The following is a 404-nucleotide window of genomic DNA, read 5'->3' as shown; positions in this document are numbered from 1 at the left end:
CAACTGACCGCCGCATTCGAAAAGCACCGCGACGAGACGGAGGCTCAGATCGAACGGCTGCAGCAGGTCTTCGAGATGTTCGGCAAACGGCCACAAGGAAAGACATGTCCCGCGATCGATGGCATCATTGAGGAAGGGCAGGAGATACTTGAGGAATTCAAGCAAGCTCCGGCTCTGGACGCTGGTCTTGTGGCGGCGGCGCAAGAGGTTGAACACTATGAGATCGCCCGCTACGGCACCCTGGTCACCTGGGCCGGATTGCTCGGCCTAAAGGATGCCGTGCCGCTGCTCGAGGAGACGCTCGAAGAGGAAAAGGCGACTGACGAGGCGCTGACGCAGCTTGGAGAGACCAGCGTCAACGAGAGAGCGATGCAGGAAGCTGCCTAGGTAATCGGCGCTTCGAC

Annotated in this window: 1 protein-coding gene; it reads left to right on the top strand. The window is 59.9% G+C overall.

The window, feature by feature from the left end:
- A partial coding sequence (locus AC0L3O_RS35530; protein WP_473618168.1) for a YciE/YciF ferroxidase family protein occupies positions 1-387 on the top strand: 387 nt, incomplete at its 5' end.
- Between the last annotated feature and the right edge of the window lie 17 nt (positions 388-404).

The organism is Mesorhizobium sp. WSM4810 (assembly GCF_055811235.1).
Note: the sequence above shows the minus strand (reverse complement) of the source record. Positions and strands in the feature narration are given on the sequence as shown.